The following is a 13,443-nucleotide window of genomic DNA, read 5'->3' as shown; positions in this document are numbered from 1 at the left end:
GTGTCTACACCGTGTGGCCAGCCGGGGAGACCGAAATGCCCGCTACAGCCCGACGATCTTGTACAGCCCGCCGACCTCCTGGCGGTTGAGCACGCGCATGGAACCGGGCCGCTGGTTGCCGAGCAGCACGTCACCGACCGCGGTGCGCACCAGCGACTCGATCGGGTACCCGACGTGCTCCATCAGGCGGCGGACGATGTGCTTGCGGCCCTCGTGCACCACGATCTCGACCAGCGCCTTGCCCGGCACCGCCGTGACCAGCTTGAACGAGTCGACCTTGACCGGGCCGTCGTCGAGCTCGACCCCGGCCTTGAGCTTCTTGCCGAGCCCCCGCTCGACCGGCCCCGGCACCTCGGCCAGGTAGGTCTTCTTGACGTGGTAGCTCGGGTGCATCAACCGGTGCGCCAGCTCACCGTCGTTGGTGAGCAGCAGCAACCCCTCGGTCTCCGCGTCGAGCCGCCCGACGTGGAACAACCGCTCCTTGCGGTTGCGCACCAGGTCACCGACACAGGGCCGGCCCTGGTCGTCCTCCATCGTGGAGAGCATCCCGTACGGCTTGTTCAGCGCGATCGTGACGACGTCCTCGCGGATCTGCACCCGCACCCCGTCGACGTGCACGACAGCGGTCTCGGGGTCGATCCGCCGCCCCTGCTCGCGCACCACCTCGCCGTCGACCTGCACCCGCCCCTGGTCGATCAGCTCCTCCGAAGCACGGCGCGAGGCGATCCCCGCCTGCGCGAGCACCTTCTGCAGGCGCACGCCCTCGTTCTCAGACATCGTCGATCGCATCCACTTCGGGCAGCAGCGGGGCGATTGGCGGCAGGTCGTTCAACGACGACAACCCCAACCGCTCCAGGAACAGTTCGGTAGTGCGGTACAAGATCCCACCCGTGTCGCTGTCGGTGCCCGTCTCCTCGATGAGCCCCCTCGCCACAAGGGTCCGGATCACCCCGTCCACGTTGACCCCGCGAACCGCCGCGATCCGCGCCCTCGTCACAGGCTGCCGGTAGGCGATCACCGCGAGCGTCTCCAAGGCCGCGCGGGTGAGTTTCGCGCGCTGGCCGTCGAGCAGCAACTTCTCCACGAACGGGGCGAACCGGTCCCGCGTGTAGAACCGCCAGCCGTCCCCCGCCCTGCGCAGGTCGATGCCACTGCCGGACTCGGTGTACCGGGTGGAGAGTCTACGGAGTGCCTGCTTGATTCGCTTAATCGGCTGCTCGAGGGCACTGCTGAGCTGGTCCTCGCCGATCGGGCTGTCGACGACGAGCAGCACGGACTCCAGCGCCCCGTCGAGCTCGGCGTCGTCGGTGAGGTCGGGGAGGCCGGAGTCCTCGATCTGCTCTTCGGGGGCTGCGGAGAGGAGCTGGGCTTCGAGGGTGGCGGCGTCGGCGGAGTCGGCTTGGTCTGCGGGCTCCGACTCGGGTTCGACGGGCTCCGGCTCGGGGGCGGGGTCCGGCTCAGGCTTCACATCGGGCTCAGCGGCGGGCTCGGCGGCGGGCTCCGGCTCGGGCTCGGCGGCGGAGTCGTCCACAGGGGCGGCCTCTGACGTGCCGTTTTCGTCGGTGCCGGCCGATGGACTGGAAACCGGGGGGACCGCCGCGGCCTCGGGCTCGGCAGCACTCGGCGTCGACTCGGCGGGCTCGGCAGGCGCAACGCCCGACGCAGCCTTGGCGGGCGCGGCTCCCCACTTCGCGGCCAGTGCCGCAGCCGCCGCGTCGTAGTCCGCGGCTGCCTGGCCACCACCCTCGACGGACTCGTCCGCCCCGTCTCCGTCGAACGCCGGCCCCGGCCTCTCGACCTCCGCCGCGTCCGGTCCGACCACTGGGTCGCTCATGCGTAGTCCTCGTCCTCGTCGCCTGCCGGTGCGGCGGCCTGCGCTTCCTCCAACGTGCCGCCCACCCACGTCACCTGCAGCGGTCCGAGCGGGTCCTCCTGCTCGAAGGCGAGCGACTTCTCCCGGTACAGCTCCAGCAGCGCCAGGAAGCGGGCGACCACCTGCATCGTCTCGGTGCAGTCGGCGACGATCTCCGTGAACGACGCCGTGCCGCGCTCGATCAGCAACGCCCGCAGCTCGTCGGCCGTCTCCCGGATCGAGACGCGGTGCTGGTGGACGTGCGCGGTCGACAGGGTGCGCTTCGGCTTGGGGCGGAAGGCGGCCGCGGCGATCAGGGCGAACCTGTCGGGGGTGACGCCGAGCATCACCTCGGGCAGCAGGCCCTCGAAGCGCGGTTCCAGCGACACCGAGCGCGGGTAGCGGCGGAAGGCGCCCTGTTCGAGCTCGGCGAACAGCGCCGCGACCTGCTTGTAGGCCCGGTACTGCAGCAGTCGCGCGAACAGCAGGTCGCGCGCCTCCAGCAGGGCCAGGTCGTCCTCGTCCTCGACGTCGCCGGAGGGCAGCAGCCGTGCCGCCTTCAGGTCCAGCAGCGTCGCGGCGATGACCAGGAACTCGGTGGTCTCGTCGAGGTCCCAGTTCGAGCCCATCGCGCGGATGTGCGCGATGAAGTCGTCGGTGACCTGGTGCAGCGCCACCTCGGTCACGTCGAGGGTGTGCTGGGAGATGAGTTGGAGCAGGAGGTCGAACGGGCCCTCGAAGTTCGTCAGGCGGACCTTGAACTTGCCGTCGTCCACGACCTCAGCGACAGGTGTTCCCTCGGTCACTGCTCGCGCAACCTGCGTACCAGCAACGACGCGTCACCGTGCGCCTCCAGGTCGTCCAGCACGATCGCGATCGCCTCGCGCACCACCCGGCCGCGGTCGACGGCCAGCGAGTGCGACGCGCGCAACGACAGCCGCGCCTGTTCCAGGGCGAGCAGCTCCTCGTCGGACACGTAGACCGTGATCTTCGTGGTGTGCTTGGTGCGGCCGGTGCCACGCCGGGGCCGCGGTGCGGACTCGGCGGACGACACCCCTTCCGGAGCCGGAACCGGAGCAGGAGCGGACGCGGGCGCGGCGGTCAACCGGAACAGCTCGGCCGCGCCCGGCAAGGAGGGGCGACGGGTCACCGGGCGATCACCTCGCGGGCCAGCGCGCGGTAGGCGTTGGCACCGGAGGAACGCGGGGCCCACCGGGTGATCGGCTCACCGGCCACGGTGGTCTCCGGGAAGCGCACCGTGCGGTTGATGACCGAGTCGAACACGATGTCGCCGAACGCCTCCACGACGCGCGCCATGACCTCGCGCGAGTGCAGGGTGCGGGGGTCGTACATCGTGGCGAGGATGCCGGTGATGGTGAGCTTGGGGTTCAACCGTTCCTTGACCTTCTCGATGGTGTCGATGAGCAGCGCCACCCCGCGCAGCGAGAAGAACTCGCACTCCAGCGGGATCAGCACACCGTCCGCGGCCGCGAGGGCGTTCACCGTGAGCAGGCCGAGCGAGGGCTGGCAGTCGACCAGCACGTAGTCGTAGTAGTCGATGACGGGGCGTAACGTGCGCACGAGCGTGTGTTCGCGGCCCACCTCGGAGACGAGCTGGATCTCGGCCGCGGACAGGTCGATGTTGCTCGGCAGCAGGTCCATGTCGTCGACCATGGTCTTGCGGATGACGTCGGGAACGGCGGTGTCGTTCTCCATGATGACGTTGTAGATCGTGGTTTCCAGCTGGTGCGGGTGCACGCCGAGACCCACCGACAGCGCGCCCTGCGGGTCGAAGTCGACGAGCAGCACCCGTCTGCCGTACTCGGCCAGCGCCGCGCCCAGGTTGATGGTCGTCGTCGTCTTGCCGACGCCGCCCTTCTGGTTGCACACCGCGAGGATCTTCGCCGGGCCGTGGTGCAGCAGCGGCGGCGGGTCGGCGATGTGGCGACGCGTGCGACCGGTCGGGCCGATGCCGTCGACCGGTTCCTGGGCGACGTCGTCCACCGGCGCGGCGTGCGGAGCCAGGCTCAGATCGGCACGGGGCGCGAAAGCGTGCTCCGGTGTCGACATGGCTGGCGGTCCCTCACTGGTCGTAGTCGTCTCTCGGGGCGCAGCCTAGGCCGCACCCGTGCGAGCGGCAACGCGCCTCGCCGTGTGTTGTCAAGACTCAGTTAGGCCGGAACATCCGAACGTGTGCGGCGGTCCGCGGCTGTCAGCACCACGTCGAGCAGACCCGGGAAGAGAAGGTCCAGGTCATCGCGGCGCAGCGACACCCAGCGCTGGTTGCCGCGGCAGCGGGTCCGGGTGATGCCCGCTTCCCGCAGCACGCGCAGGTGCTGTGACAGGGTCGATTTGGCGACGTCGACCTCGAAGGCCCCGCACAGCCTCTCCCCGCTCGACTGGATCTGGCGAACGACCGCGAGCCTCGTCGGGTCGCTCAGCGCGTGCAGCACAGCGGCTAGGTCAATGGCCTGTGGGGACGGCTCGTCCAAGTTCGGCACCTGCCCACCGTACCCGTGGAAGCCTCATGTTCCAGTGGCCCGAGGGTGTGCAGTTGCGTAGACCTCCCTCAAAGTCGTAACGGTTACCAGTGTGTACACCTGAGTGGTCGTAACCGATGCGTGCCCGAGAAGTTCTTGCACCACCCGAACGTCAGCACCCCCTTCGAGCAGATGGGTGGCGAACGAATGCCGCAACGTGTGAGGGGACACCGCGGCGGTGATGCCGGCCTCCTCCGCGGCGGTCTTCAAGACGGTCCACGCGCTCTGCCGGGAGAGCCGTCCGCCGCGCGCGTTCAAGAACAACGCGGGCGTGCCACGTCCCTTGGCCGCCAACGCGGGACGCGCCCGAACCAGGTACGCGTCGACCGCCGCCAACGCCGGACGCCCCACCGGAACCAGCCGCTGCTTGCCGCCCTTGCCGTCGAGCAGCACGGTCCGCTCGGCCGCGTCGATGTCGTCCACGTCGAGCCCGACGACCTCGGAGATTCGCGCTCCCGTGGAGTACAGCAGTTCCAGCAGCGCCTTGTCCCTGAGGTTCCCCACGGTGTCGAGCAACATCAGCACATCGTTGACCGGCAAGGCTTTCGGCAGCCTCTTCGGCGGCTGTGGCGGGTGCACGGCCCGTGCGACGTCATGGGGCACCACGCCTTCACGGTGTGCGAATCGATGAAGTCCGCGCACCGCAACCAATGTGCGCGCCGCGGACGAAGCGGCCAAACCGCTCTCGCGCAGCGCCGCCAGGAACTCGCTGACCTGCAACTCGGTCACCGCGGCCAGATCCGTGATCCCGAGCGACTCCAGGTGCTCGGTGTACCGGCGCAGGTCGCGTGTGTAGGAGTCCAGCGTGTTGCGTGCGGTGCCGCGTTCCACGGCGAGGTGGTCGAGATAGCTCGCCACCAGCTCTGCTACCACGCCAGTCCTTCCAGCACGATCTCTCCCCTGCGCGCGTTGACGCCCTTGGCCAACGCCGGGTCCTCCGCCACCGCACGCTCAAAACCCTTGTCCGCCAACGCGATCACGTACGGCAGTGTCACGTTCGTCAGCGCGTAGGTCGACGTGTTCGGCACAGCACCCGGCATGTTCGCGACGCAGTAGAACACGGAGTCGTGCACGCGGTAGGTCGGGTCGTCGTGTGTCGTCGGCCGCGAGTCCTCGAAACAGCCGCCTTGATCGATCGCGATGTCCACCAGCACGCTCCCGGAACGCATCCGGGACACCAGTTCGTTGCTCACGAGCTTCGGCGCGCGGGCACCGGGCACGAGCACCGCGCCGATCACCAGGTCGGCCCAGCGGCAGGCCTTCTCGACCTCGTAGGCGTTGGAGGCGATCGTCTGCAGGTGCCCGCGGTAGGTGAAGTCGATCTGCCGCAACCGGTTGACGTTGTTGTCCAGCACCACGACCTCGGCCTGCATGCCGACCGCCATCGTCGCCGCGTTCATGCCGGCCACACCCGCGCCGATCACCGCGACCTTGCCCGCCGCGACACCGGGAGCGCCCCCGAGCAGCACGCCCCGGCCACCCTGCGCGCGTTCCAGGCAGTGGGCGCCGACCTGGGCCGCCATCCGCCCCGCGATCTCGCTCATCGGCGCCAGCAACGGCAACGACCCGTCCGGCAGCTGCACCGTCTCGTAGGCGACGGCGGTGATCCCGGCGTCGGCGATCGCCCTGGTGCACGCCGGCGAGGCGGCGAGGTGCAGGTAGGTGAAGAGCACCTGGTCGCGGCGCATCCGGTGGTACTCGGGCTCGACCGGTTCCTTGACCTTCAGCACCAGGTCGGCCTGGGCCCACACCTCGTCCGCGGTGGCCGCGATCCGCGCGCCGGCCGCCGTGAGCTCGTGGTCGGGGAACGACGACCCGGCACCCGCGTCGCGCTCGACGAGGACCTCGTGCCCGCGGCGGACCAGCTCGACCACCCCGGCGGGCGTGATGGCCACCCGGTACTCGTGGTTCTTGATCTCCTTTGGGACACCGACCAGCATCGTCGCAGCGTATTCCGCGAATCGATCTCCTGCATCGGATAACGTGCGCAGCCGTGTCACAACCTTTCGGGCCAGAGCAACAGCGCATCGGCAACCAGCAGCGCGAAGAGGCGATCACCGCGCTCAACGACCACTTCGCGCTCGCGCGGCTCGACATCTCCGAGTACCAGGACAGGGTCAACCGCGCCTCGAACGCCCAGTCGTACAGCGAGCTCGCCGAGCTCTTCCGCGACCTGCCGCAGCCGCACCCGCCGTTCCTCGCGCCGCCTTCGGTGCCGTTCGCCGCCGTGCCGCCGCCCATGCCGACGCAGCCCTATGCACCGCCGCAGCAGCAGTACACCGGCCCTCAGCCGCAGCAGTACGCGCAGCCGCAGTACGCGCAGCCGCCGCTTCCCGGCATGGGCTACACCGGCGTTCCCGGTGCCCCCTACGGCTACGACCCGGTCACCGGCGTCCCGTACTCGGACAAGTCGAAGATCGCCGCGGGTGTGCTGCAGCTGTTCCTCGGCCAGTTCGGCGTGGGCCGCTTCTACATGGGCGACACGGGCATCGCGGTCGCGCAGCTGCTGACCTGCGGCGGGTGCGGGATCTGGGCGCTGGTCGACGGGATCATCATCCTGGTCAACGGCGGCACGGACTCGGAAGGCCGCCCGCTGCGCGGCTGACCACGTTGTCCTGACGGCGTCTGCAAGTACCACCAACCTCAAGTCGGTGGTACTTGCAGACGCTGAAGAACAGGGGTCAGATGCCCGCCAGGTTGCGGCCGACCCCCCACACGAGCGCGAAGGCGATCACCAGCCCCGGCACCAGTTTCGGGATCTGCCGGGGCTGGCCCGTCCACGACGCACGGATCCACCGCGCGAACAGCCACACGAAGAACGGCACCCCGACGACGAGCATGGCGGCGTTGAAGTTCCACGCCGCCACGACATCACCGTGCAGCAGTGCGTGTGCCATGCGCGTCATGCCGCAACCGGGGCAGTCCAGCCCGGTGAGCCACTTGAAGGGGCATTTCGGCAGCAGGTTGTCCGGCTGGTTCGGGTCGGCGAACAGCAGCACCACGGCACCCGCGCCACCCAACGCGAGCACGCTGAGGGGCGCCCGCAACCTCCACAGGGCGCCCCTCAGCGTCTTCACGGAACAGACCTTACTTCTTGCGCGCCGGGAACCGGGTCGGCTTGTCGCGGAACGGGGCGTCGGCGGGACGCGGCTCGGCCCGGCCCTCCAAGACCTCGCGGGCGGCCAGCAGGCCGGCCACGGACGAGGCGTTCACGATGTCGCCGGCCAGCACCATCCGCACGGCCTCGTCGAGCCCGAAGCGGTGGACCTCCAGGTCCGCCTCCTCGTCGCCCTGCACGTCGCGGTCCACCTCGGTCAGCCCGCGGGCGAGGAACACCCGCACGACCTCGTCGGTGAAGCCCGGCGAGGCGGCCACGTCGACCAGCACGTGCCACTCGGTGGCGTCCAGGCCGACCTCCTCGACCAGCTCGCGGCGCGCGCCGGTCACGGGCGGCTCGCCGTCGTGGTCGAGCAGGCCCGCGGGCAGCTCCCACAGGTGCCTGCCGAGTGCGTGCCGGTACTGGTGGACCAGCGTCACCTCGCCGGAGTCGGAGACCGCGACCACCGCGACGGCGCCGGTGTGCTCGACGATCTCGCGCTTGGCGGTGCCGCCGCCGGGCATCTCGACCTCGTCGACGCGCAGCGCCAGGATGCGGCCGACGTGCAGGTCCTCGCTGGCGACGGTCCGGAAGTCGTGACGCGTCACTTCGCCGCCCCCGCGGTCAGCGGGAGGCGGTCGGCCACGCGGTAGTCGATCGCGGCCTTCACGAACGCCGCGAACAGCGGGTGCGGCTTCGTGGGACGGGACTTGAGCTCCGGGTGCGCCTGCGTGGCCGCGTAGAACGGGTGCACGTCGGCGGGCAGCTCGACGAACTCGACCAGGCGGCCGTCCGGCGAGAGGCCGGAGAACACCAGGCCGGCGTCGGCGAGCTTGCCGCGGTAGGCGTTGTTGACCTCGTACCGGTGCCGGTGCCGTTCGGAGACCTCGGTCGTCCCGTACGCGGACGCGACCACGGAACCCGGCGCCAGCTTCGCGACGTACGCGCCCAGGCGCATCGTGCCGCCCATGTCGCGCTGGCCGGACACGACGTCCTGCTGGTCGGCCATCGTGGAGATGACCGGCGTGCCGCCCTCTTCGAACTCGCTGGAGTTCGCGTCCTCGATGCCCGCGAGGTTGCGCGCGGCCTCGATCACCATGCACTGCAGGCCGAGGCACAGGCCCAGCGTCGGCACACCGCGGGTGCGGGTGTACTTGAGCGCACCGATCTTGCCCTCGATGCCGCGCACACCGAAACCGCCGGGGATCAGCACGGCGTCCATGCCGGACAACGCGCGCGCAGCACCCTCGGGCGTCTGGCACTCGTCCGACGGCACCCACTTGATCTCGACCTTGGCGTGGTGGGCGAACCCGCCCGCGCGCAGGGCCTCGGTGACCGACAGGTAGGCGTCCGGCAGGTCGACGTACTTGCCGACGAGCGCGATCCGCACCGTCTCGGACGGATTGTGCACGCGCTGCAGCAGGTCGCCCCACACCGTCCAGTCGACGTCGCGGAACGGCAGGTCGAGGCGGCGCACCACGTAGGCGTCCAGCCCCTCGGCGTGCAGCACCTTCGGGATGTCGTAGATCGACGGCGCGTCCACGGCGGCCACGACGGCGTCGGTGTCGACGTCGCACATCAGGCCGATCTTGCGCTTGAGCGAGTCCGGGATCTCGCGGTCCGCGCGGCACACGATCGCGTCGGGCTGGATGCCGATGTTGCGCAGCGCCGCCACGGAGTGCTGGGTCGGCTTGGTCTTGAGCTCACCGGACGGCGCCAGGTACGGCACCAGCGAGACGTGCAGGAAGAAGACGTTGTCGCGGCCCACGTCGTGGCGGACCTGGCGGCAGGCCTCCAGGAAGGGCAGCGACTCGATGTCACCGACCGTGCCACCGACCTCGGTGATCACCACGTCGGGCACCACGCCGTCGGCGCCGGGCTCGGCCATCGCCCGGATCCGGCGCTTGATCTCGTCGGTGATGTGCGGGATGACCTGGACCGTGTCGCCCAGGTACTCGCCGCGCCGCTCCTTGGCGATCACCTCGGAGTAGACCTGGCCGGTGGTGACGTTCGCGTCGCCGCTGAGGTCACGCGCGAGGAACCGCTCGTAGTGGCCGATGTCGAGGTCCGTCTCGGCGCCGTCGTCGGTCACGAAGACCTCGCCGTGCTGGAACGGGTTCATCGTGCCGGGGTCCACGTTGAGGTACGGGTCGAGCTTCTGCATCGTCACCCGCAGGCCGCGCGAGGTGAGCAACTGGCCGAGGCTGGAGGCGGTGAGCCCCTTGCCCAGGGAGGACGCGACGCCTCCTGTGACGAAGACGTGCTTGGTCGTACGTGCCTGCTGCACCAACGGGGCTCCCGTGAAAATCGTGGGGGAAAGTCCCCCGTCCACGGGCCCTAACGCTAACACGCCGCCGGTCACTCAGCGCACCACGACCCGGCAGATCACATCACCCGATCGGCGCAGCGCGTGGAGCTGTGTCACGCCCGCCTGCGTGCCAGCAGCAGCCCCGACCGGAACCGCTCGCCGTCGTGCGGCTCCCGCTCCAGGCGCCCGACCTCGGCGAACCCGTTCCGCCGCACCAGCTCGGCGATCGCGCCGGGCGCCCACTCGTAGGCGGGCGCGACCTTGTGGTCGACCTCCCGCGGCAGCGGATCGTCACCGGCGAGGAACCCCAGCAGCAGATGACCGCCCGGCGAAAGCACCCGGTGGAACTGCGCGAACGCGAGTGGCAGCTGCCGCGGCGGCAGGTGGATCGTGGAGAACAACGCCAGCACGCCACCGAGCGACCCGTCGGCGAGGTCCAGCTCCAGCATCGATCCCTCGGCGAACCGCAATCCCGGATGGGCTTGGCGGGCCAACGCGATCATCTCGCCGGACACGTCGATGCCGAACGTCTCCGGCCCGAGCGCGCGCATGTGCGCCGTGACGTGTCCTGGTCCGCACCCGATGTCGGCGACCGGTCCGGCGCCGTGGGCGAGGACGAGCTCGGCGAACGCGGCCAGCAGCGCGCGTTCCAGCGGGAGGGTCGTGAGCACATCGCTGAACAGCTCGGCGTAGAGGCTCGCGACGGCGTCGTAGGCGGCACCTGTTCCGGTCATGGCGGAAAACCGTAGTCCGCCGCAGTACGGGATTTCCCGAACTACGGGCGGCACGGCGCGCGATCAGGAATCGTGGGGCCGTGACCTTCGACGTGGTGGGAGCGGCGGCCAGGGCGGTGTTGAACCGCGCGGCCGCGTGGCGGTTCATCGAAGGGTTCGCGGCCTGGTGGGCCGAGCCGATCGAGGCGCAGGACGGCTGGAGCAACGCGGACCTCGACGCCGCGGAGGCGAGGCTGGGCGTGCGGATCCCGGCGGCGTTGCGCGAGGCCTACGCGTTGTTCGGCAAGCGCCCCGACCTGACCAGCAACCAGGACCGGCTGCTGCTGCCCGCCGAGCTGCGGATGGAGGGCGACGTGCTGGTGTTCCGCGACGAGAACCACTGGGTGGCCGCCTGGGGCACGACCGCGCGGGACGAGGACCCGGCGGTGCTGATCAAGCTCGACCTGGTCGACAAGTCCGAGGAGACCTGGGACCCCTGGCTGCCGCGGCTGTCGCAGGCGTGCGTGGAGCTGGTGCTGTCCGAGGCCCTGTTCCGCGACGGGGCCGCGACGGCCGACAGGGAGATGTCCGAGGCGGACATCTCCCTGCTGGAGAGCCAGTTCCGGCCGTTGCCGCTGCACAGCCCGAACTCGCGGTGGTTCGGCACCGACGACGTGCTCATCCGCGAGGACGACCGGCAGTGGCTGTGGGCCCGCGCCCGCACGCCCGCCGCGATGGAGGAGCTGATGACGGTGCTGCCCGGCGACTGGACGACCGAGTACTAACTGGCGGTACCCGGCGACGAAGCTTCCGCGTTGCCCGCCACGCCGTACCGGCCGGAGCGGCCTTCGAGCTGTTCGTTCAGTGCGAGCACCACGACGACCTGGCCGGCCGAGGTGTCGGAGTTGTCCACGCTGGACAGGACGGACGTCGCGTTCGTGTCCGCCCGCACCACGCCGATCGCGCCGGTGCCGTTCGCGGACCCGGTGGAGCCGGCCAGGACCACGCCCGCGCCGGAGCGGTCGAGCTGGGTGGCGAACCGGGCGATCGTCGAGGCCCGGTCGGCGGCCGAGTCACCGATGGCGGCGCCGCCGGTGAGCACGACCGCGAGCTGCGCGGGCTTCAGGCCGGAGGTGGCCTTCACGAAACCGGCGTTGGAGAGCCCGGCGAGCGCGGACGCGGACTCCTCCGCGGTGGCCTGCGGCTGGTTGGTGGTGGGGTTGAGCAGCAGCAACGCGCCGAACAGGCCACCGGCGCGGGTGCCGGGGTCGGCGGCGGTCGGCAGCTGCGAGCCGGCGGGCTGCAGGCGGGCGACGAGCTCGCGGAGCTGGTCGCCGCGGGACGGGTCGGCGAACGCGTCGGTCAGCTGGATCTCGCCGGTGACGCCGGCACCGGCGGACTTCAGCAGGCCGGAGAGGGCGTCGCGGTCGGCCGGTCGGGCGTCCGAGGTGGTCACCAGCACGACCGTGCGGTCCTTCAGCCGGTCCTTCACCGCGAGCGGGCCGACCGACGCGGCGAACTTGTCCGCCTCGGTCAGCTTGGCGTCCAACGCGTTGCGGTCGTTCTGCAGGTCGCTCACCTGCTGTGCCAACGAGTTCTTCTCGTCGCTCAGCCCGGACAGCAGCCTGCCGCTGATCGCGGTGGACCCGAGCACGACGCCCACCGCGAGGGCGAGGAACACCGCGGTGATCGAGACTATGTGGTATCGCAGCGTGATCACGAGAAGATCCCCTTGAACCAGTTGACGACGGATTGCCAGCCGTCGACCACGATGTCGACGTAGACGTGACCCACACCGGACACCGCCAGCGCCGCGGCCATGGCGGCGATCGCGGCGGCCACCAGCAGGACGATCACGCCCAGCGAGACCCGGCTCCGGTGCAGGGTCGCGACGGCCTCCCCGTCGACGAGCTTGCTGCCGAGCTTCAGCCGGGTGAGGAACGTGGAGGGGTTGGAACCGGAGTGCCCCCGGTCGAGGAACTCGCGCAGCGTCGCGCGCAGCCCGACCGTGACGACGAGGGACGCGCCGTGTGCTTCGGCGAGCAGCAACGCGAGGTCTTCCGCGTTGCCGGACGCGGGGAAGGTCACCGCGCCGATGCCGAGGTCCTGGATGCGTTGCAGGCCGGGCGCGTGGCCGTCGGTCTGCGCCGGCACGACCACCTCGGTGGCCGCGCGCAGTGACGCGGTGCCGATGCCGTCGGGGTCGCCGACGACGATGTCCGGCTTGAGACCGGCGTCGAGCAGCGTGTCCGCGCCGGTGTCGACCCCGATCAGCACCGGCCGGTACTCGCGGATGTACTTCTTGAGCTTGCGCAGCTCCTCGGCGTGCGACGGGCCGCCCGCGACGACGAGCACCTGCCGGTCGCGCATCGGCACGTACACCTCGGGCACGCCGACGCCGTCGAGCACGAGCGCGCGTTCCCGGCGCAGGAACTCGATGGTGTTGGCGGAGAACGCCTCCAGCTGCGCCGACATGCCGGCTTTCGCCTCGATCATGGCGTCGGCGATGCTTTCCGCGTTCTGCTCGATCCCCTGCGCGAGCTCGCGTTCGCCCGCGTACACGACGCCTTCGTGCAGGCGGATCTTCGCGCCCTCCCTGATCTCGCGCAACGCGGTGGCGCCGACGTTGTCGATGAGCGGGATGCCCGCCTCGATCAGCAGTTCCGGGCCGAGGTTGGGAAAGCGGCCGGAAATGGACGGCGAGGCGTTCACGACCCCGACCACCTCGGCGGCGACGAGGGCCTCCGCGGTGCGCCGGTCGAGGTCGACCAGGTCGAACACGGCCACGTCACCGGGGCTGACCCGCCGCACCAGGTCGCTGACGCGCCGGTCCACGCGCGCGACACCGGTGACACCGGGAAGTTCGTGGTTGGTGCGGTTGAGCAACCCGGAAAGCTTCATGCGCCGATAGTGGCTCACGCTGCTCATGGGAC

General features: G+C 70.4%; 16 protein-coding genes. 2 read left to right on the top strand and 14 right to left on the bottom strand.

The annotated features are described in order from the left end of the window. Positions 1-42: 42 nt before the first annotated feature. From BBK82_RS24815 to ald, 8 genes are all read right to left on the bottom strand, one after another. Entirely contained in the window at positions 43-777 is a 735-nt protein-coding gene (locus BBK82_RS24815) for a pseudouridine synthase (protein ID WP_065917150.1), read from the bottom strand. Beyond that, positions 770-1,834 (bottom strand): SMC-Scp complex subunit ScpB, encoded by a 1,065-nt coding sequence (scpB, locus tag BBK82_RS24810; RefSeq protein WP_083268126.1) that lies wholly within the window; start codon positions 1,832-1,834, stop codon positions 770-772. The genes BBK82_RS24815 and scpB overlap by 8 nt, the downstream gene beginning before the upstream one ends. Beyond that, complete coding sequence (locus BBK82_RS24805; protein WP_065917149.1) at positions 1,831-2,658, bottom strand: segregation and condensation protein A; 828 nt, start codon at positions 2,656-2,658, stop codon at positions 1,831-1,833. The genes scpB and BBK82_RS24805 overlap by 4 nt, the downstream gene beginning before the upstream one ends. Next, the gene (locus BBK82_RS24800) at positions 2,655-3,002 is read right to left on the bottom strand and encodes a hypothetical protein (protein WP_065917148.1); all 348 of its coding nucleotides are present in this window, start codon (positions 3,000-3,002) and stop codon (positions 2,655-2,657) included. The genes BBK82_RS24805 and BBK82_RS24800 overlap by 4 nt, the downstream gene beginning before the upstream one ends. Then, positions 2,999-3,922 carry a ParA family protein gene (locus tag BBK82_RS24795; RefSeq protein ID WP_065917147.1) on the bottom strand — a complete coding sequence of 308 codons (924 nt, stop codon included), beginning with the start codon at positions 3,920-3,922 and terminating at the stop codon, positions 2,999-3,001. The genes BBK82_RS24800 and BBK82_RS24795 overlap by 4 nt, the downstream gene beginning before the upstream one ends. A gap of 101 nt (positions 3,923-4,023) precedes the next feature. Next, positions 4,024-4,353 (bottom strand): ArsR/SmtB family transcription factor, encoded by a 330-nt coding sequence (locus tag BBK82_RS24790; protein WP_053736748.1) that lies wholly within the window; start codon positions 4,351-4,353, stop codon positions 4,024-4,026. A gap of 24 nt (positions 4,354-4,377) precedes the next feature. After that, entirely contained in the window at positions 4,378-5,253 is an 876-nt protein-coding gene (gene xerD / locus BBK82_RS24785) for a site-specific tyrosine recombinase XerD (RefSeq protein WP_065921328.1), read from the bottom strand. A gap of 5 nt (positions 5,254-5,258) precedes the next feature. Next, positions 5,259-6,332 (bottom strand): alanine dehydrogenase, encoded by a 1,074-nt coding sequence (gene ald / locus BBK82_RS24780; RefSeq protein WP_065917146.1) that lies wholly within the window; start codon positions 6,330-6,332, stop codon positions 5,259-5,261. Positions 6,333-6,385: 53 nt separating this feature from the next. Between ald and BBK82_RS24775 the strand changes: the two genes are divergently transcribed. Further along, positions 6,386-6,997 carry an NINE protein gene (locus BBK82_RS24775; protein ID WP_065917145.1) on the top strand — a complete coding sequence of 204 codons (612 nt, stop codon included), beginning with the start codon at positions 6,386-6,388 and terminating at the stop codon, positions 6,995-6,997. A 76-nt stretch (positions 6,998-7,073) separates the two neighbouring features. Here BBK82_RS24775 and BBK82_RS24770 read toward each other — a convergent pair whose 3' ends face one another. The 4 genes from BBK82_RS24770 to BBK82_RS24755 form a co-directional block, all read right to left on the bottom strand. Beyond that, the gene (locus tag BBK82_RS24770) at positions 7,074-7,469 is read right to left on the bottom strand and encodes a DUF2752 domain-containing protein (RefSeq protein WP_065917144.1); all 396 of its coding nucleotides are present in this window, start codon (positions 7,467-7,469) and stop codon (positions 7,074-7,076) included. A 10-nt stretch (positions 7,470-7,479) separates the two neighbouring features. Further along, on the bottom strand, positions 7,480-8,097 hold the full coding sequence (locus tag BBK82_RS24765) for an NUDIX domain-containing protein (RefSeq protein ID WP_065917143.1): 618 nt from the start codon (positions 8,095-8,097) through the stop codon (positions 7,480-7,482). Next, the gene (locus tag BBK82_RS24760) at positions 8,094-9,776 is read right to left on the bottom strand and encodes a CTP synthase (RefSeq protein WP_065921327.1); all 1,683 of its coding nucleotides are present in this window, start codon (positions 9,774-9,776) and stop codon (positions 8,094-8,096) included. Before BBK82_RS24760 ends, BBK82_RS24765 begins: the two co-directional genes overlap by 4 nt. A 134-nt stretch (positions 9,777-9,910) precedes the next feature. Next, positions 9,911-10,531 (bottom strand): class I SAM-dependent methyltransferase, encoded by a 621-nt coding sequence (locus tag BBK82_RS24755; protein ID WP_065917142.1) that lies wholly within the window; start codon positions 10,529-10,531, stop codon positions 9,911-9,913. An 80-nt stretch (positions 10,532-10,611) separates the two neighbouring features. Here BBK82_RS24755 and BBK82_RS24750 point away from each other — a divergent pair, with 80 nt between their 5' ends. Further along, positions 10,612-11,295, top strand: coding sequence for a hypothetical protein (locus tag BBK82_RS24750; protein ID WP_065917141.1), 684 nt, complete (start codon positions 10,612-10,614; stop codon positions 11,293-11,295). Here BBK82_RS24750 and BBK82_RS24745 read toward each other — a convergent pair. Together BBK82_RS24745 and steA are read right to left on the bottom strand one after the other, a co-directional pair. After that, complete coding sequence (locus BBK82_RS24745) at positions 11,292-12,230, bottom strand: copper transporter (RefSeq protein ID WP_065917140.1); 939 nt, start codon at positions 12,228-12,230, stop codon at positions 11,292-11,294. The two genes, BBK82_RS24750 and BBK82_RS24745, sit on opposite strands and share 4 nt — an antisense overlap. Further along, the gene (gene steA / locus BBK82_RS24740; protein WP_065917139.1) at positions 12,227-13,411 is read right to left on the bottom strand and encodes a putative cytokinetic ring protein SteA; all 1,185 of its coding nucleotides are present in this window, start codon (positions 13,409-13,411) and stop codon (positions 12,227-12,229) included. Before steA ends, BBK82_RS24745 begins: the two co-directional genes overlap by 4 nt. Between the last annotated feature and the right edge of the window lie 32 nt (positions 13,412-13,443).

This window comes from Lentzea guizhouensis (genome assembly GCF_001701025.1).
Lineage (GTDB): Bacteria > Actinomycetota > Actinomycetes > Mycobacteriales > Pseudonocardiaceae > Lentzea > Lentzea guizhouensis.
Note: the sequence above shows the minus strand (reverse complement) of the source record. Positions and strands in the feature narration are given on the sequence as shown.